The organism is Amycolatopsis sp. w19, from assembly GCF_051373225.1.
GTDB classification, from domain to species: Bacteria; Actinomycetota; Actinomycetes; order Mycobacteriales; family Pseudonocardiaceae; genus Amycolatopsis; species Amycolatopsis japonica.
The window spans coordinates 119,251-136,941 of sequence record NZ_JBPQFM010000018.1 but is presented as its reverse complement, the minus strand read 5'-3'; the positions used below and the strand labels follow the sequence as shown (position 1 = coordinate 136,941).

At 68.3% G+C, this 17,691-nt stretch carries 18 protein-coding genes; 5 read left to right on the top strand and 13 right to left on the bottom strand.

Annotation, left to right across the window (positions count from 1 at the left end; genetic code table 11):
• Positions 1-5 precede the first annotated feature (5 nt).
• The 6 genes from dnaJ to ACSMFO_RS29775 all read right to left on the bottom strand — a co-directional run bounded on the left by dnaJ (position 6) and on the right by ACSMFO_RS29775 (position 6,864).
• Entirely contained in the window at positions 6-1,181 is a 1,176-nt protein-coding gene (gene dnaJ / locus ACSMFO_RS29800; RefSeq protein ID WP_436461312.1) for a molecular chaperone DnaJ, read from the bottom strand.
• Between the two features lie 33 nt (positions 1,182-1,214).
• Positions 1,215-1,961 carry a nucleotide exchange factor GrpE gene (gene grpE / locus ACSMFO_RS29795; protein ID WP_360120691.1) on the bottom strand — a complete coding sequence of 249 codons (747 nt, stop codon included), beginning with the start codon at positions 1,959-1,961 and terminating at the stop codon, positions 1,215-1,217.
• Entirely contained in the window at positions 1,958-3,829 is a 1,872-nt protein-coding gene (dnaK, locus tag ACSMFO_RS29790; RefSeq protein WP_016338148.1) for a molecular chaperone DnaK, read from the bottom strand. Before dnaK ends, grpE begins: the two co-directional genes overlap by 4 nt.
• A 166-nt stretch (positions 3,830-3,995) precedes the next feature.
• Positions 3,996-5,402, bottom strand: a complete 1,407-nt coding sequence (locus ACSMFO_RS29785; RefSeq protein WP_436461311.1) for an alpha/beta fold hydrolase — start codon at positions 5,400-5,402, stop codon at positions 3,996-3,998.
• Positions 5,399-6,070 (bottom strand): DUF4097 family beta strand repeat-containing protein, encoded by a 672-nt coding sequence (locus ACSMFO_RS29780; RefSeq protein ID WP_436461310.1) that lies wholly within the window; start codon positions 6,068-6,070, stop codon positions 5,399-5,401. The genes ACSMFO_RS29785 and ACSMFO_RS29780 overlap by 4 nt, the downstream gene beginning before the upstream one ends.
• A 26-nt stretch (positions 6,071-6,096) precedes the next feature.
• Entirely contained in the window at positions 6,097-6,864 is a 768-nt protein-coding gene (locus ACSMFO_RS29775) for a DUF4097 family beta strand repeat-containing protein (RefSeq protein ID WP_360083378.1), read from the bottom strand.
• 325 nt (positions 6,865-7,189) lie between these two features.
• On the opposite strand from ACSMFO_RS29775, the gene ACSMFO_RS29770 reads away from it, so the two are divergent.
• On the top strand, positions 7,190-7,729 hold the full coding sequence (locus ACSMFO_RS29770) for a YbhB/YbcL family Raf kinase inhibitor-like protein (protein WP_436461309.1): 540 nt from the start codon (positions 7,190-7,192) through the stop codon (positions 7,727-7,729).
• A 69-nt stretch (positions 7,730-7,798) separates the two neighbouring features.
• Here the strand turns inward: ACSMFO_RS29770 and ACSMFO_RS29765 are convergent, their stop codons facing one another.
• From ACSMFO_RS29765 to ACSMFO_RS29755, 3 genes are read right to left on the bottom strand one after another with little or no spacing between them, the layout of a single operon-like run.
• Entirely contained in the window at positions 7,799-8,233 is a 435-nt protein-coding gene (locus tag ACSMFO_RS29765; protein WP_038521639.1) for a GNAT family N-acetyltransferase, read from the bottom strand.
• Between the two features lie 22 nt (positions 8,234-8,255).
• Positions 8,256-8,816: a TetR/AcrR family transcriptional regulator gene (locus ACSMFO_RS29760; RefSeq protein ID WP_016338154.1), complete on the bottom strand. Its 561-nt coding sequence runs from the start codon at positions 8,814-8,816 to the stop codon at positions 8,256-8,258.
• Complete coding sequence (locus ACSMFO_RS29755; protein ID WP_436461308.1) at positions 8,817-9,143, bottom strand: DMT family transporter; 327 nt, start codon at positions 9,141-9,143, stop codon at positions 8,817-8,819.
• Between the two features lie 152 nt (positions 9,144-9,295).
• Between ACSMFO_RS29755 and ACSMFO_RS29750 the strand changes: the two genes are divergently transcribed.
• The 3 genes from ACSMFO_RS29750 to ACSMFO_RS29740 all read left to right on the top strand — a co-directional run bounded on the left by ACSMFO_RS29750 (position 9,296) and on the right by ACSMFO_RS29740 (position 13,285).
• Complete coding sequence (locus ACSMFO_RS29750) at positions 9,296-11,590, top strand: (Fe-S)-binding protein (protein ID WP_436461307.1); 2,295 nt, start codon at positions 9,296-9,298, stop codon at positions 11,588-11,590.
• A 156-nt stretch (positions 11,591-11,746) separates the two neighbouring features.
• A complete protein-coding gene (locus ACSMFO_RS29745) occupies positions 11,747-12,259 on the top strand; it encodes a DUF742 domain-containing protein (protein ID WP_436461306.1) in 513 nt (170 codons plus the stop codon).
• A 30-nt stretch (positions 12,260-12,289) separates the two neighbouring features.
• Positions 12,290-13,285, top strand: coding sequence for a cation diffusion facilitator family transporter (locus ACSMFO_RS29740; protein ID WP_436461305.1), 996 nt, complete (start codon positions 12,290-12,292; stop codon positions 13,283-13,285).
• Here ACSMFO_RS29740 and ACSMFO_RS29735 read toward each other — a convergent pair.
• Complete coding sequence (locus ACSMFO_RS29735; protein ID WP_436461344.1) at positions 13,279-13,971, bottom strand: CAP domain-containing protein; 693 nt, start codon at positions 13,969-13,971, stop codon at positions 13,279-13,281. The genes ACSMFO_RS29740 and ACSMFO_RS29735 overlap by 7 nt on opposite strands.
• A 121-nt stretch (positions 13,972-14,092) precedes the next feature.
• Positions 14,093-14,551 (bottom strand): MarR family winged helix-turn-helix transcriptional regulator, encoded by a 459-nt coding sequence (locus tag ACSMFO_RS29730; protein ID WP_436461304.1) that lies wholly within the window; start codon positions 14,549-14,551, stop codon positions 14,093-14,095.
• A 73-nt stretch (positions 14,552-14,624) separates the two neighbouring features.
• On the opposite strand from ACSMFO_RS29730, the gene ACSMFO_RS29725 reads away from it, so the two are divergent.
• Positions 14,625-15,809 (top strand): FAD-dependent oxidoreductase, encoded by a 1,185-nt coding sequence (locus ACSMFO_RS29725; protein ID WP_436461303.1) that lies wholly within the window; start codon positions 14,625-14,627, stop codon positions 15,807-15,809.
• 4 nt (positions 15,810-15,813) lie between these two features.
• Here the strand turns inward: ACSMFO_RS29725 and dcd are convergent, their stop codons facing one another.
• The gene (dcd, locus tag ACSMFO_RS29720) at positions 15,814-16,395 is read right to left on the bottom strand and encodes a dCTP deaminase (RefSeq protein WP_436461302.1); all 582 of its coding nucleotides are present in this window, start codon (positions 16,393-16,395) and stop codon (positions 15,814-15,816) included.
• Positions 16,396-16,408: 13 nt separating this feature from the next.
• Positions 16,409-17,614, bottom strand: coding sequence for an oxygenase MpaB family protein (locus tag ACSMFO_RS29715; RefSeq protein ID WP_436461301.1), 1,206 nt, complete (start codon positions 17,612-17,614; stop codon positions 16,409-16,411).
• Positions 17,615-17,691 lie beyond the last annotated feature (77 nt).

Sequence of the window (17,691 nt, the reverse complement as noted above, 5' to 3'; positions counted from 1 at the left end):
CGTGCTCACCTGCCTTCGAGAAGTTCGGTGATCTCCGGTCGCGGGTCGTGGCCGGCCATGGCTTCCGCGTACGCCTCCAGCGCCTCACGGGCCTTGTCGTCCAATTTGGCCGGGATGGCCGCCTGCAGGGTGACCAGCAGATCGCCCTGCGAACCGTCACGCTTCGCGATTCCCTTGCCTCGCACGCGAAGCACGCGACCGCTCGCCGTACCCTGCGGCACCTTCAGCGAGACCTTGCCCTCGAGCGTCGGCACGGTGATCGTGCCGCCGAGGGCGAGTTCCGTGAAGGACACCGGCACGGTGATCGTCAGGTCGAGGTCCTTGCGCCCGAACAACGTGTGCGGAGCGACGTGCACGCGGACGTACAGGTCGCCCGGCTGCGCGCCGCCACGGCCGGGTTCGCCCTGGCCCGCCAGCCGGATCCGCTGGTCGTCGGCGACGCCCGGCGGGATCCGCACGGTCAGCGTGCGAGTACGGGTGCTGACGCCCTCGCCCGCGCATTCCGGGCACGGGTCGTCGATGATCTGGCCACGGCCGCGGCAGTCACGGCACGGCTCGGAGAACGCGAACGCGCCCTGGCTACGGCTGACCAGCCCGCTGCCCTGACAGGTCGCACACGTCCTCGGGGAGGTCCCCGGTTTCGCGCCGTTGCCACCACAGGTGGAACAGGTCGCCGGGCTCGACAGCCGCAGCGGCAGGGTCGCGCCCTTGACCGCCTCGGCGAAGTCGATCCGGACGTCGGTCTCCACGTCCGCGCCGCGTTGCGGCCGGTTCGCCGTGGCACCGGCCGCGGCGCCGCGACGGCCGAACAGCCCGCCGAGGATGTCGCCGAGCCCGCCGAAGCCGCCCTGCTGCTGCCCCGCCTGGCCGAAGATGTCGCCGACGTCGAAACCGCCGCCGCCGGCACCGCCGCCCGGGAAGCCGAAGCCACCGGGACCGCCGGAGCCGAAGAGGCGGCGAGCCTCGTCGTACTCCTTGCGCTTGGCCGTGTCGGACAGCACGCCGTACGCCTCGGAGACCGCCTTGAACTTCTTCTCGGCCTCCGCGTTGCCCGCGTTGGCGTCGGGGTGGTTCTCCTTGGCCAGCTTGCGGTAGGCCTTCTTGATCTCGTCCGCGGTGGCGTCGGAGGAGACGCCCAGTTCACGGTAGAAGTCCTTACCGATCCATTCCCGTGCACTCACCGAACGTCTCCTCCTTTCACGCCGTATCGCCGATCAGCGGTTGTTCTCATCGAAAAGTTCGCCCTCGAGCGGCAGCTCGCCGCCCACCGGCGGGTCCACCGGGGCGCCACCCGGCTCGTGGTCGGTGACCCCGACCATCGCCGGACGCAGCACACGCTCGCCGAAGCGGTAACCACGGCGCATGACCATGGTGACCGTCGGCCCGGCGACGTCCGGAGACGTGCTGTGCTGCACGGCCTCGTGCACGCTCGGGTCGAAGGGCTCGCCCTCGGTGCCGAACGCCTCGAGGCCCGACCGCTGCAGGCTTCCGACCAGCTTCTCGCCGACCGACTTGAAGGCACCGGTCAGATCGCCGTGCTGCTCCGCGCGCTCGAGGTCGTCGAGCAGCGGGAGCAGATCGCCGACGACCGACGCCTTCGCGCCGACGACGACCTGCTCGCGGTCGCGGTCCACGCGCTTGCGGTAGTTGGCGTACTCCGCCTGGAGGCGCTGGAGGTCGGCGGTGCGTTCCGCCAGCTCCTTCTCCAGACCGGTGGCCACCGACACCGAATCGTCCACAAGGGACTCCCCGAGGCCGGGGCCCGCGTGTGCGGCGGGCTCCGGCTCGGTCTGCGCGGTGGCCTCTTCGGCCGGGGCGGCGTGCTTCGGGCCGTCCTGGGGTTCGGCGGCCGGGGCGGCCGGGCGGACCTCACCGGTCAGCGGGTCGATCCGCCTACGGTCCCGCACGACCACCGGTTCCTCCGGGCCCCGGCCCTCGGTTTCGTCGTAGCGTCCCGTCACTTCTTGTCCTTCTCGTCCTCTTCGACGATCTCGGCGTCGACGACGTCGTCCGCCTTGGCCTGCGAACCGGTACCCGCGCCCGCCGCACCGGCGGCGCCTTCACCGGCGGCACCTTCGGCGCCCGGGGTGGCGTTGGCGTAGAGCGCGGTGCCCAGCTCCTGCGAAGCGGTGTTCAGCTTCTCGATGGACTCGCGGATCTTCGCCGAGTCGGTGCCCTTGAGCGCCTCGTTGGCCTCGTCGATCGCGGACTTCACCTTGCCCTTGAGCTCGTCGGGCAGCTTGTCCTCGTTGTCCTTGACGAACTTCTCGGTCTGGTAGACCAGCGTCTCCGCCTGGTTGCGGGTCTCCGCCTCCTCGCGGCGCTGCTTGTCCTCCTCGGCGTGCGCCTCGGCGTCCTTGACCATGCGCTCGATGTCGTCCTTCGGCAGCGCGGAGCCACCGGTGATCGTCATCGACTGCTCCTTGTTCGTGCCGAGGTCCTTCGCGAGGACGTGCACGATGCCGTTGGCGTCGATGTCGAAGGTGACCTCGATCTGCGGCACGCCACGCGGGGCGGGCGGGAGACCGGTCAGCTCGAACATGCCGAGCTTCTTGTTGTGCGCCGCGATCTCACGCTCGCCCTGGAACACCTGGATCTGCACCGACGGCTGGTTGTCGTCCGCGGTGGAGAAGATCTCCGAACGCTTGGTCGGGATCGTGGTGTTGCGCTCGATGAGCTTGGTGAACACGCCGCCCTTGGTCTCGATGCCCAGCGAAAGCGGAGTCACGTCGAGCAGCAGGACGTCCTTGACCTCGCCCTTGAGCACACCGGCCTGCAGCGCCGCGCCGACCGCGACGACCTCGTCCGGGTTGACGCCCTTGTTCGGCTCGCGGCCGCCGGTCAGCTCCTTGACCAGTTCGGACACGGCCGGCATGCGGGTGGAACCACCCACGAGCACGACGTGGTCGATGTCGCCGACGGCGACACCCGCGTCACGGATGACGTTGTTGAACGGCTTGCGGGTGCGCTCGAGCAGGTCCGAGGTGATCTTCTGGAACTCGGCGCGGGAAAGCTGCTCGTCGAGGAACAGCGGGTTCTTGTCCGCGTCCACGGTGATGTACGGCAGGTTGATGCTGGCCGAGTTCGAGCTGGACAGCTCGATCTTCGCCTTCTCGGCGGCCTCACGGATGCGCTGGAGCGCCATCTTGTCCTTGGTGAGGTCGATGCCGTTGGACGACTTGAACTTGTCGACCAGCCAGGTGACGATCCGCTCGTCCCAGTCGTCACCGCCGAGGTGGTTGTCACCGGAGGTCGCGCGGACCTCGACGACACCCTCGCCGATCTCCAGCAGCGAGACGTCGAACGTACCGCCACCGAGGTCGAAGACCAGGATGGTCTGTTCCTTCTCGCCCTTGTCGAGGCCGTACGCCAGCGCCGCCGCGGTGGGCTCGTTGACGATGCGGAGCACGTTCAGGCCGGCGATCTGCCCGGCCTCCTTCGTGGCCTGCCGCTGCGCGTCCTCGAAGTACGCGGGGACGGTGATGACCGCGTCGGTGATGGTCTCGCCCAGGTACGCCTCGGCGTCGCGCTTGAGCTTCATCAGCACGCGGGCGCTGATCTCCTGCGAGGTGTAGGCCTTGCCGTCGATCTCGGTCTTCCAGTCGGTACCGATGTGCCGCTTGACCGACCGGATGGTCCGGTCGACGTTCGTCACGGCCTGGTTCTTCGCCGGCTGACCGGTCAGCACTTCGCCGTTCTTGGCGAAGGCGACGATGGACGGGGTGGTGCGTGAACCTTCCGAGTTGGCGATGACCGTCGGCTCGCCGCCCTCAAGGACAGCGACGACCGAGTTGGTCGTGCCGAGGTCGATGCCGACCGCTCGCGCCATGGTGTGATCCTCCTGCTAGTTCGTGACCTGCACGTTCTCACCCACCTTGAGTGGGCTCAACGCAAGTTGTATCGGGATGGTGGGGCTTCCGTCAAGCCGGACTTGAGTCACCCTCACTCAACCTTGTATCCGGCTCAACGTGCGGCACGGTCGTCTTGTTCCCGGACTACCGGCAGACCGTGCCCGGAGCGGGTGTGACACCGCTCACCAGGTACTTCACCTCTTCGGAGCGCACGCAGGCCGAGTTCAGCAGCCCCGTGTGCCCGTACCCGGCGTCGACGAGCAACGTCGAGTTCTCGATGTTCCTCGCGAGCCCCTTCGCCCAAACGAGCGGCGTCGCCGGATCGTGTTCACCGCCGACCACGAGGATCGGCGCCGCGCCGCTCACCTTCTGCGGCCGCGGCAGGTACGCCGAGGGCACCGGCCAGGCCGCGCACCCGCTGGCCATGTCCCAGAACTCCGAGTACCGCCAGCCGTGCGGCGAGAGCGTCTTCACCAGTCCTTGCATCGCCCTCATGTCGGCGTAGGAGGTGAACGGCGAGCCGAAGTCGTGACAGCCGATCGAGCGATACGCGCCATAGGACGGGTCGAGCTGCGAATACGGCAGCAGTCCGTCCGCGTCGCCCGCCGTCGCGGCGTCGATCGCCTTCGCCAAGCCCGGCCAGAACGCGGGCAAGATGAGGTTGCCGTAGACCCCGGACGCCATCTCCTCGGCGGTCACGTTCCGCCCGAGCTGTTTCGACGGCACGCCGCCGGGCGTCCGCATCAAGGCGTCATAGGTGGCGAGGGCGTCCTTGCCGCGAAGCACGCAGTCGGCCGACGTCGTGCACCACTTCGCGAAGTCCTTGAGGGCGCCTTCGGTCGCGACGGCTTCTTCGAGGACCGCCTGCCTGGTCGGCCGCGAGTGGTCGACGGCGCCGTCGAGCACCATCGTCCGGATGCGGTTCGGATACTTCTCCGCGTACACGGCGCCGAGTTCGGAACCGTAGGAGACGCCGAGCCAGTTCACCTTCGGCTCGCCGAGGGCGCCACGGATCGCTTCGATGTCGTCCGCGGCGTGCCAAGTGTCCATTGAGGACAGTGCTCGCCCGGTCCGCTTCAGGCATTCCTCGCCCGACGCGCGGTTGTGCGCAAGGAGCTTGTCGTAGTCGGCGCGGCTCCGCGGGAACCGGCCGACCGCCGGATCGTGCAGATCCGGCCCGCAGGTGATCGCGGGCGTGCTTTCGCCGACGCCGCGCGGATCGAATCCGATGACGTCGAACCGCTGCCGCACTTCGGCCATCTCCGGCTTGTCCAGCGCGAAACCGCGGCCGCCGTACTTGAGCACGGTGACCCCGGAACCACCCGGCCCGCCCGGATTCGTCAGCAGCGAACCGATACGGCGCCCGGGATCGGTCGCGGGCAGTTTCGCCAGCGCGATCGAAAACCCGCCGCTCACCCGGAGATTCGCGCATTCCAGCGTCGGCGCGTACTCGGTCGCGCACGGCTTCCAGTCGATCCCGGACGCGGCGGACGCCGGCAGCGCGGTGAGCGGAAGCAGGGTCAGCGCGGCGACGGCGGCGAGCGCCTTCATGCGGGCTTCACCGTGATCGAGCCGGTGCCGGACTGGAGGTCCAGGACGTTCGCCGAAGCCTGGTCCTGCCGCACGCCACCGGTCTCGACCTTGCCGGTCTCCGCCTTCGCGCGGACCTGGTACGCGCCGTCGGGAACGGTGACGACGACCTTGCCGACCTCCGCGTTCGCGGTGACCGCGCCCGGCTTCGCCAGGCCGATCTCGATGTCGCCGGTGCCGGTGCGCAGGTTGACCGGCCCGGACGTGCCCATCACCTTGAAGTCGCCGACGTCGCCCTTCAGGTCGACCGAGGCGGCGCGGGCGAGGGTGATCTTGCCGGTGCCGATGGACCCGGAGATCGCCAGCTCGCGCGGCACCACGACGTCGTAGTCCACGCCGCACTGCTGACAGCCGCCGAGGACCAGCGTGCCGTTCTCGACGCTGTACGTCTTTCCGGGATTCTTGCCGTTATAAGTCACTTCGCGGCGCAGCGAGACGGGCGCGCCGTCCTCGACCCGCAGCGTGACCGCGCCGACCGGCACGTCCACCCGGATCGCGGTGATCTGCTCGGTGACGGGCGCGCCGTCACTCAGTTTCTGCTGGAATTCCCCTGTGCAGCCGACGATCCCGAAGGCGGTCAGCGCGCCGAGAGCGAGCGCGCCGAGAACGCGCTTCTCCTTGTTCCCCATGAGAAAGTATTCCCCCGATAAGTCTGTCAGGCCGCTTTGACCGTGACGCTTCCGCTGTCGGTGTTGAGATCGAGCTTGTGCTGGGCCGAACCGGACTGGTTCACGCCGATGTCGCGGTGGCCGCTGCCGGTGTCGCCGGTGACGTTGTACTCACCCGACGGGACGGTGACCTCGACCGAACCGCTGTCGGTCCGCGCGGTGACGTCGGCACCCTTGAGGAGTTCGAGTTCGATACGGCCGCTGTCGGTCCGCGCTTCGACGTTGCCGCCGAGCCGTTCTCCCTTGATACCGCCCGAAGCCGCCTGCACCGTGACGGCCTGCCCGATGTTCGCCAGGTCGACGCGACCGGCTTCGGACCGCACCTTCACAGTGCCCGGCACGTCGCGCACCTCGACCCGGCCGGAGTCGACCGTGACGTCCACAGTGGACGCTCCGGCGATGTCGAGCGCCCCCGAGTCCAGCTTGCCCGAGACCGGGATACCCGCCGGGACCACCACGTCGTAGGCGACCTCGCAGGACGAGCCGCAGTCGGCGAGGACCAGGGTGTCGCCGTCCACGCGGAAGGCGTCGCCCGGTTTGCTCCCGCGGTACTCGAACTGCTGGTGGATCCGCACCGGCCCCTCGCCCGCGTGAACCTTGACGCGGCCCTCCTCGTTGTCGATGCGCACACTGCGGATCGGCTGGGCCACCTCCGCGGTGGCCTCCGCGTCGGACGGCCACCACCAGCCGAGGCCGGTGAGGACACCGACGCCGATCAAGGCGATGCCGCCGATTGCGAGGAGTGGGCGCGCCATGGTCTTGAGTCCCTCCAGAGCAGGTTTTCGTGTAACCCGACGCTAAGGGCACCACGACGGCTTGGACATAGGGGTAACCCCCGGATTCGTCCCTGAACCCGCGCCCGGGTCCTCGGGGTCCCAGGCACTGTCCGGCAAGTCATGTTCGCGGTCTTCGCGCCCAGGCGGTCCCTGACGGCACGGGCGGGCTCGGCCGAGTACGACCCGGTACGAGGCCGACCCGCCCGCGCCGCCAGGAACCACCTGGATCACAAAGCCCATCGAACAGACTTACAGGACACGGCCTAGCCTGGCTCCGTCATCTGTTCAACGACCAGGAGGACGCATGCCGCAGGCACCCGATCCGTACAGCTTCCTGCCCGATCTGCCTGCCTTCACCCTGAGCAGCACCGACATCGAAGAAGGCGGCTTCCTGCCGACACCCCAGCTTTCCGGGATCTTCGGCGCGGGCGGCGAGGACCGTTCCCCGCAGCTGTCGTGGGAGGGGTTCCCCGCCGAGACCAAGAGCTTCGCCGTGACCTGCTACGACCCCGACGCCCCGACGGCGAGCGGATTCTGGCACTGGGCGGTGTTCGACATTCCGGCGTCGGTGACCGCGCTGGCCGCGAACGCGGGCGACGAAGCGGGCTCCGGTCTGCCGGAGGGCGCCGTCACCCTGAAGGGGGACGGCGGCGTGAAGCAGTTCCTGGGCGCGGCTCCGCCGCCCGGACACGGGCCGCACCGGTACATCTTCGCGGTGCACGCCGTCGACGTCGAAAAGCTGGAAGTCGGCGAAGACGCGACGCCGGCGTTCCTCGGCTTCAACCTCTTCGGCCACGCGATCGCCCGGGCGTCGCTGACGGCCCTGCACGAGAACAAGGGCTGAAGGACGCTTTCCCTGCATGGCACGCGGTGAAGGACGCTTTCACCACGTCTCATGCGGGGAAGGTCCCCTTCAGCACTGCCCGTTCGCCCGGCCCCGCTCCATGTACTGCCCCTCGGGCGGGTCGCCGAAGCCGAACTGCCGGTACAGCCCGTGCGCGTCGGCGGTGTGCAGCATCCACCGGAACTCCGCGCCCGGCCCGTTGTCGATCATCTCCCGGACCAGTTCCTTGCCGAGCCCCGCGCCACGCGCCTCATCGACGACGAAGACGTCCGCGAGATAAGCACTGCCGATGGTGTCCGAGAACGCCCTCGCGAAGCCGACCAGGCGACCGGTCGAGGTCTCGTACGCGCCCACGACGCGCCAAGCGTTCCTGAAGACCTTCTCGACCAGTTCGCGGTCTCGCCACTTGCCCCAGTAGACGCCGGTGGACAGGTGCTTCCACACCACGTCGAGGTCCACCCGTGCCGGGTCGTCATCCAGTTCGTACGCGCCGACGATCCTCATGTTCCGAACGCTACCCAGCAGGTCAACGAGGTTTCAGCAGGTAGTCCACCACCGGCCGCAGTTCCTCCGCGGACGGCGGCTCGTCGTCGATGAGGCCCTGGATCAGCAGACCGTCGATCCCGGCGAGGAACACCCGGAACGCGACCTCGTCGTCGTGCCGGACCATCGAGGTCAGCACGTCCAGCCAGCGCCGGGCGGCCGGCCGCAGCTCGGGTTTGCGCGCGGCCAGCAGGTACAGCTCGTACTCCGCCATCGTCCGCCCCCGGCGCGGGCCCAGCGCCTCCGCGAGCAGCCCGGCGACCTCTTCCGCGCCGCGGCTGCCGCGCGACCGGGCGCGGTCGATCATCCAGTAGACCTCGGTCGCCATATCCCGCGCGCACGAGATGAGGGTGGCGATCAGCAGGTCGTCGAGGCTCGAGAAGTGATAGGTCGTCGAAGCCGTCGGCACGCCCGCCTCGGCGGCGACCGTCCGATGGGTGACGCCGGCGACGCCGTCCCGTTCGATCACCCGCAACGCGGCCGCGATGATCTCCTCGCGCCGCTTCTCACCCCTGGCCTTGCGGCCGTCGACCTGGATCTTCACTTAGTGCGCGCTCCCTGCCTCGATCAACACGACGCCGCCGACCACCAGTACCAGACCGGCGATCACGGAGAGGTTGACCGGCTCCTTGAAGAACACCATCCCGACGGCCGCCACCAGCGCGACCCCGGCCGCGGCCCAGATCGCGTACGCGACGCTCACCGGCACACCCGCCTTCAGTACATACGCGAGCGCGACGAACGCGACGGCGTATCCGACGACCACGACGATCGACGGCCCCACCTTGCTGAAGCCCTCGGAATGTTTCAACGACACCGTCGCGGATACCTCAGCGGCGATGGCCAAAGCCAGAAGGAGATACGCACCCATGTCACAAAAACTACCTGGACGATCGTCTTAAAACCAAGAGAGGCGTACACCACATCGGTGGGACTTGGGCGCGGTCAGTGGGTTACCCATCAGTAAGAAGCATTAGTCTGCCTCCACCACCACAGCTTCACTCGGACGAAAGGCACCCGACAATGGGCGCTGTACAGCTGACGCTCGGCGGGATCGCGGTCCTGCTCGGCGTCGTCGCCTGGGGAATGTTCTTCGCGACCATCGCCCGCTTCGTGCGGGTGATCCGCCTCGGTCAGCCGGACTCGACCCGCAACGGCCCGTTCATCCCGCGCATGAAGACCTTGATCAAGGAATTCGCCGCGCACACCCGCATGAACAAGGTCAAGAGCGTCGGCCCGGCGCACTGGCTGGTCATGTGGGGCTTCCTGATCGGGTCGCTCGCGCTGTTCGAGGCGTACGGCGAGGTCTTCGTCCCGACGTGGGGCTGGCCCATCCTCGACGACTGGTCGCTGTTCCAGCTGCTCATGGAGCTGCTCGGGGTCGGCACCATCGTCGGCATCCTGGTGCTGATCTGGGTCCGGCAGAAGAACCACCCGCGCCGCGCCGACCGGCAGTCCCGTTTCCAGGGCTCCAACTTCAAGTGGGCGTACTTCATCGAGGCCGTCGTGCTCATCGAGGGCATCGGCATCATCGGCGTCCGCGCCGCGAAGTCCGCGCTGGACGTCCACGAGACCCCGGTCTGGGCCGCGTTCGTCTCGCACCCGCTCGGTGAGCTGCTGCCCGCCAGCCCGAACCTGGTCTCGGTGTTCGCCTTCGTCAAGCTGATGAGCGCCACGATCTGGCTGATCGTCATCGCGCGCACGATGACCATGGGCATCGCCTGGCACCGGTTCAGCGCCTTCTTCAACATCTACTTCAAGCGCGAGGCCGACGGCGGCGTCGCGCTGGGCGCGCTCAAGCCGATGATGAGCAACGGCAAGGTGCTCGACCTCGAAGAGGCGGACCCGGACGAGGACACCTTCGGCGTCGGCAAGATCGAGGACTTCAGCTGGAAGGGCTGGCTGGACTTCTCCACCTGCACCGAATGCGGGCGCTGCCAGTCGCAGTGCCCCGCGTGGAACACCGGCAAGCCGCTTTCGCCGAAGCTCGTCATCACGCAGCTTCGCGACCACGCCTACGCGAAGGCGCCGTACCTGCTCGCGGGCGGCAAGCGCGACATGGCGGGTGACGAGGTCGGTCTGTCCGGCGACAACATGTACGCGGGTATCGACGTCCTCGCGATCGCGGAGTCGCAGAAGGCGCTCGTCGGCGACGACGGCGGCGTCATCGACCCCGAGGTCCTGTGGTCCTGCACCTCCTGCGGCGCCTGCGTCGAGCAGTGCCCGGTGGACATCGAGCATGTCGACCACATCGTCGACATGCGCCGCTACCAGGTGATGATCGAGTCCGCATTCCCCAGCGAGCTCAACGGGATGTTCAAGAACCTGGAGAACAAGGGGAACCCGTGGGGCCAGAACGCCAAGGACCGGCTCGCCTGGACCGAGGACCTGGACTTCGAGGTGCCGGTGTTCGACGGCGACCTCGGCGACACCGAGTACCTCTTCTGGGTCGGCTGTGCCGGCGCGTTCGAGGACCGCGCGAAGAAGACCACGCGGGCCGTCGCGGAGCTGCTGCACATCGCGGGCGTGAAGTACACCGTGCTCGGCTCGGAGGAGTCCTGCACCGGTGACCCGGCCCGCCGCGCGGGCAACGAGTTCCTGTTCCAGATGCTGGCGCAGCAGAACGTCGAGATCCTGAACTCGGTGTTCGAGGGCCGCGAACGCAAGGCGCGCAAGGTGGTCGTCACCTGTGCCCACTGCTTCAACACCCTCGCGAACGAGTACCCGGAGCTCGGTGGCCAGTTCGACGTCGTGCACCACACGCAGCTGCTCAACCGCCTGGTGCGGGAGAAGCACCTGACCCCGGTGGCCCCGGTCGCCGAGGACGTCACCTACCACGACCCGTGCTACCTGGGCCGCCACAACAAGGTCTACGACGCTCCCCGTGAGCTCGTCGGGGCCACCGGCGCGACATTGCGGGAAATGCCGCGGCACGGCGACCGGTCGATGTGCTGTGGTGCCGGCGGCGCGCGGATGTGGATGGAAGAGAAGATCGGCAAGCGGATCAACGTCGAGCGCGTCGACGAAGCGCTCGGCACCGCGCCGTCGAAGATCGCGACCGGCTGCCCGTTCTGCAAGGTGATGCTCAACGACGGCCTCACCGCTCGCCAGAGCGACGGCCAGGCGAGCGAGAAGGTCGAAATCGTCGACGTCGCGCAACTGCTGCTGACGGCCGTCAAGCGGAAGCCGGAGCCGCAACTGGTCCCGGCGGGAGCGCCCTCGTTGGACACCGTCTCGGACGCCGAACTCGACGGAAAGGCCGACACGCCGACCGACGAAACGGCCACCGGAACTCCGCTGCCCGAGGAAGACAAGTAGAACGTCACACCCGGAGGGGACATTCTCTCGCACATAATGCGAGAGAATGTCCCCTCTTGTTTTATCCCCGGTGCGGTTATTTCGTTCCATTACCCGTTCGGCGGTACACCGTGGCGATAGGCTGCAGCGGATCCGGAAAAAAGGGGCGAGGAATCAATGGGCAACCGTCACGAACTCCGCTCGGCCAGGGAGCACCGGCTCGCCACACCGGGATCACCGACCGTTCGCCCGACCGCCCGTATCCCGTCGTCCGCGGCACTCGCCAGGGTGGCCCAGGAAGCGACCATCCCCAGCATCCCGGCCGCGCGGCGGCCGCCGCGACAGGAACGGAAACGCACGCGCGTCCGCCCGTACGTCCGCACGGGCGGACGCACGCAGTCCAAGCGGAACTTCGCGATCGAAGCGATGATTTCCGTCCGGAACGACGCACCGTGGACCGCGCCGGGATTCAGCATCGAATTCCATTCCGTGAGATCACTCTGCCGTCGTCCGACTTCCGTCGCCGAAGTGGCCGCGTCCTTATGCGTTCCACTCGGCGTTGCAAAGGTCCTTTTGGGTGACATGGCCGAACTCGGTTTGGTCACCGTTCATGAAACGCAGGCTGAATTCGACGGTCATCCGGCACTCGCCTTGATGGAACGCGTCCTGCAGGGATTGCGTCGCCTGTGAGATCGGCGCACCCGCACTACGCTACGCGAGGTGAGTGAAGAATCCGGTGACGAAAGCACCCTGACGGTGGTGCTGGCGGGTGGGGTCAACCTCGCCATCGCCGTGCTGAAGCTGATCGCCGGGATCATCACCGGCTCCGGCGCGATGCTGTCGGAGGCCGCGCACTCGGTGGCCGACACGATCACCGAGGTGCTCCTGCTGACCGCGCTGAAACGGTCGGACCGCCCCGCCGACCGCGTCCATCCCTTCGGCTACGGCAAGGAGCGGTACTTCTGGTCGCTGCTCGCGGCGGTGTCGATCTTCGCCTCCGGCGCGATGTTCGCGCTCTACGAAGGCTTTTCGACGGTCTTCGGCGAGGCGACCGAGCAGACCGATCCGATCGTCGGCTACATCGTCCTCGCGATCGCGTTCGCCCTCGAGTCGGTCTCCTGGTTCCAGGCCGTGCGGCAGGTGCGCCGCGACGCCGCCGCCTCGGGCCAGAAGGTCTCCGTGTACCTGCGGATGATCGACGACCCGGCGCCGAAGACCGTCCTGTTCGAAGACTCGGCCGCGCTGATCGGCCTGCTGCTCGCGTTCGCCGGGATCGGGCTGCACCAGCTCACCGGCTCGCACGTCTGGGACGGCGCGGCATCGATCGCGATCGGCGTCCTGCTGGCGCTGGTCGCCTACGTGCTCGGGCGGACCAACCGCGGCCTGCTGATCGGCAGGCAGGCGGATCCCCGGCTGGTGCGCGGGGTGCGGGAGCACCTGAGGAACGCGCCGGAGATCGAGGCCGTCGTCGACCTGCAGACCATGCTCATGGGCACCGATCAGGTGCTCGTCTGCGCCCGCGTCGACTTCGACGATTCACTCGGCGCGGCGGACGTCGAACGCGCCTGCGTCCGGATGGCGACCGAGCTGACCGAGGCCTTCGGCGACGTCACCGAGGTGTTCATCGAACCGGTCCCGCGCACGGACGCCGAACTGCGCGCGGCCGTGCTGGCCCGCTACGGCGACATCGCCGAACGGTGGGACAAGGGTCAGTAGCCGAAGTTCTGCGTCCAGTACATGCCCTTGGTGTTGACGCCGACGCCGATCTTCTTCAGCTTGCAGCTCAGGATGTTCGCGCGGTGGCCCTCGGAGTTCATCCAGGCGTCCATCACCTTGGCGGCGTTCGACTGGCCCTTGGCGATGTTCTCGGCGCCGGGCTTGTCGTAGCCGGCGGCCCGGATCCGCTGGTCGAACGTGACGCCTTCCGGCGTGGTGTGCGAGAAGTAGTTCCGCGCGGACATGTCGTCGCTGTGGCCCTGCGCGGCGGCGGCGAGATGCGACTCGTTGCTCACCGGCGAGCAGCCCGCGTCGGCGCGCTCGGCGTTGACGAGGTCGATGACCTGCCCGGCGAGTGAGCTGTCCTGCGAACGGGGCGGCTCCTGAGCCTTGCTCGGAGTGGGCTTGGGCGCCTCGGAAGACTTCGCGGGCGGCTCGGCCGCGGCGGAGGACGAGCTGGGCGGGGCGGTGGACGACGTGGGAGCCGCCGAGGACGACGTCGGAGCGGCCGAGCCGGGCCCGGAACCCTCCGGCGCCGGAGAGGACGTCTGGCCGAAGTAGGCGGGCGGCTTCGCGAGGGCGTCGCCGGGTCTGCCCTTGGTGTCGGGGACGCTGAGTGAGAGATTGCTCAGCGCGGTGCCCTGGAACCGATCGGTCACCATCAGGTAGCTCGCGCTGGCGATCACCCCGCCCAGCAGGACACTGAGCGTGACAAGCAGTAACCGGCTTCGTGTTCTATTGGGGGACACGGGGCCGAAAACTATCACGAACTGGTTACGGCAATACCCCCGAAAGTAGTAATACCGGTCAGCGGCTGAGGCGGCCCGTGGAGTCGTGCATGATCGCCGCCGCGTCGGCGAGGAACCGGATCACGGTCTCCAGCTCACCGTCCGCGTAGTTCTCGCAGGCCTCGCGGACCGACTTCACCAGGTGATCCCACAGCGGCGCGACGGCGTTCATCCGCGCCGCGTCGATCTCGATCAAGACCTTCCGCCGATCCTCGGGATGCGGCTTCCGGGCGACGATCCCTTTGCCTTCGAGCCTGTCGATGAGCGCGGTGATCGATGCCGGCGCGAGCCCCGAGAGCTGCGAAAGGGCCTTCGGCGTCTGCGGCCCGAAGCGGGCGAGGTAGTCGGTCACCTTGCTTTCGACCGCCGAAAGTCCGCTCAGCTCGGCGATGGCCGTGTGGAACATGACCGTCTCCGTCGACAGCGCGCGCGACCCGTTGAGGATCCGCTCGACCAGTTCCGCTCGCTCGCTTGACACATCGGCCAGCCTAGCGGAGTCTTTAGTTCGATAGAACGAATTAGTTTCTAAGAGATTCGATGGGGTGAACAACATGGCGAAGGTACTGATCGCCGGCGGGGGTATCGCGGGCACGATCACGGCGATCGCACTGCACGAGACGGGCCACGAGCCGGTGATCCACGAGGCGTACGACCGGACCGCGGAAGGGGTCGGCGCGTTCCTGACCCTGGCGGTGAACGGCCTAGACGCACTGGCGCCACTGGGACTGAAAAGCCTGGTCAAGGGCTTGGGATTCGATACGCCGCGGATCAAGATGCACCTCGGCGACGGACGTGAGCTGGCGGATTTCGCCCTCGGCGGGCAGCTCGAGGACGGCACCGTCAGCCAGACGGTGCTGCGCTCCGAGCTCTACATCGGCCTACGCGACGAAGCCGTCAGACGCGGTATCGAGATCCGCTATGGCAAACGTCTGGCCGACGCGCGCGAGACCGGCGACGGCGTCCTCGCGACCTTCGAAGACGGATCGTCGGCCGAAGGCGATCTGCTGATCGGTGCGGACGGGCTCCGCTCGCGGGTGCGGACGATCATCGACCCGAAGGCGCCGTCACCGCGCTACGTGCCGCTGCTGAACACGGGCGGGCTGGCCGAAGGCCTGGGGCTGGACGACGAACCCGGCGTCATGCACATGACGTTCGGCAAGCGGCTGTTCTTCGCCCACGTCGTCCACCCGGACGGGGGTGTCTGGTGGTTCGCGAACGTCCCCCGGAAGCGTGAGCCGTCGCCGGCCGACCTCACCGTGACCACCACGTGGCGCGAGGACCTGATCCGGGGGTTGGCGGTGGACCGCACCCCGGCCGTCGAGATCGTGCGCGCGACGCGCGAGATCTACCGGCCGTGGGCGACGTACGACTTCCCGAGCGTGCCGACCTGGCGGACGGACCGGATGGTCATCATCGGCGACGCCGCGCACGCGACCTCACCCGCGGCCGGGCAGGGCGCCGCGATGGCCATCGAGGACGCCGTCACGCTGGCGCGATGCCTGCGTGACGTGCCCTCGATCCCGAAGGCGCTCGCCGTTTACGAAGGCCTGCGGCGCGAGCGCGTCGAAGCCGTCGTCGAGCGCGGCAAGCGCAACGGCGACGACAAGGCGGTCGGGCCCGTCGGGCGGGTGATCCGGGACTTCTTCCTCACGCGGGCGTTCAAGAACCCACCGGCGGAGGATCCGAACGCCTTCATGTGGCGGCACCGGATCGATTGGGAAGCCCCAGTGGGCTGACGCGCTACCTCCAGGTGTCGACGCGGTGGAAGTTCTTGTACGCGCGGCTCGGGGTCGGGCCCCGCTGCCCCTGGTACCGCGAACCGGCCTCGTTCGAGCCGTACGGGAACTCCGCCGCGCTGGACAGGCGGAAGATGCAGAGCTGGCCGATCTTCATGCCCGGCCAGAGCGTGATCGGCAGATTCGCCACGTTCGACAGCTCGAGGGTGATGTGGCCGGAGAAGCCGGGGTCGATGAAGCCCGCGGTGGAGTGCGTCAGCAGGCCGAGGCGGCCGAGGGAGGACTTGCCCTCCAGGCGGCCGGCGAGGTCGTCGGCGAGTGTGACGGTCTCGTAGGTGGTGCCGAGGACGAACTCGCCGGGGTGGAGGACGAAGGGGTCTTCGCCCTCCTTCTCGACCAGCGAAGTCAGCTCGTCCTGCTGCAGCTGCGGGTCGATATGCGTGTACTTGCTGTTGTCGAACACGCGGAAGAAGCGGTCGAGTCGCACGTCGATGCTCGACGGCTGGACCATCGTCGGGTCGAACGGGTCGACGCCGAGACGGCCGGCGTCGAGCTCTTTACGGAGGTCACGGTCGCTGAGGAGCACGCGATCAGCGTAGTCAAGCGGCATTCATGTGCCTGCCGTAGGTCGGGTCGAGCCCGAACACCTTGGTCACCTGCCGTAGATAGTGACGACGGCCGGCCGCCCCGATCAGCTCCTGGAGCGCCGTCGCGCCGGGCACCACCCGCCGCACCGTCTCGGCGGCGAAGTTGACCCCGGCCGCCGCGACCACGGCCGCCTGGGCGATCGGATCGTCGGGCAGTTCGAGGAAGTCGGCGTTGGTCTTGCCGAGCAGGAGCCTGCTGATCGCCCCGTGCCCCGCGACCGACACGTGCGCGAGGACCTTGCCGAGCGCGCCGCGGCCGTCGCCGATCCCGGCGTGGGCCTTCATGAGGGCCGCGGCGAGCCGTTTGGAATCGTCGTCGGGAATGAACTCGGTGGTCGCGAGCAGCCACAGCAGCCGCCAGGCGTCGTCCTCGCCGGCGGGCAGGAGTTCCTCGTCGACGCCCATCAGCCAGCCGACATAGCGCCAAAGGTGCAGGATGTCGGCGCGCTCGCGGGCGCTGTAGCGGAGCCCGAGCAGCTGGGTGCCGAAGACGTAGACGAGGGAGAAGAGCAGGAGCGTGCCCGCGGTCTGGACCTGGTTGACCGGCCTGTCCCACGCCGCGTAATCCCAGTCCTTGCGGCGGTTCATGGCCGCGCGGACGTGGGCGTGCACGATCCGCACCCGCAACGCGGACTCGTACCCGCGGCCGCCGGGCACCAGCGCGCCCGGTGTCGTCACGTGGATCCACCACGTCGCCGTCTCGACGAGACGGCGTGCGGCCTTGTACTCGATCTCGCCGGTACCGACGAGCGACTTCGTAGCGCGCGAAGCGAGATAGCCGCCCATCAACGAGACGTCGCCGAGCGGGAAGAGCCCGAGCAACCCGGCACGCGTGATCGCCCGCGCTCCGCGGTCAAGGCGGTCCCGGTCGACCCAGTACGGCGTCGCCTCGACGTTGCGAAAGAAGGCTTCGAGCTCTTCCGGCGGCCTCTGGACACTGTCGATGCCTTGCCGCAGCGCCTGTTCGAACTTGGGCTGGCCGCCCTTGCGCAGCAACGGCACCAACACATCGGCCGCCGGATCCTCCCGCTGCGCGAACTGCCGCAGCCGGGCCACCTGGCGCTCGTCACCCCTGATGTCGCCCTCGATGAACAGCCTCGACGCGACCCGGAACCCGCCTTGGCGGAACAGTTCGGGATCAGGCAGCCGCTCGCCCATCCGGATCACCTCCGAGGTAGACAACAAGTGTTGTCACTTTCGGCGGCGACGTCAAGGCGGGCGGGGTCTTGGCAAGG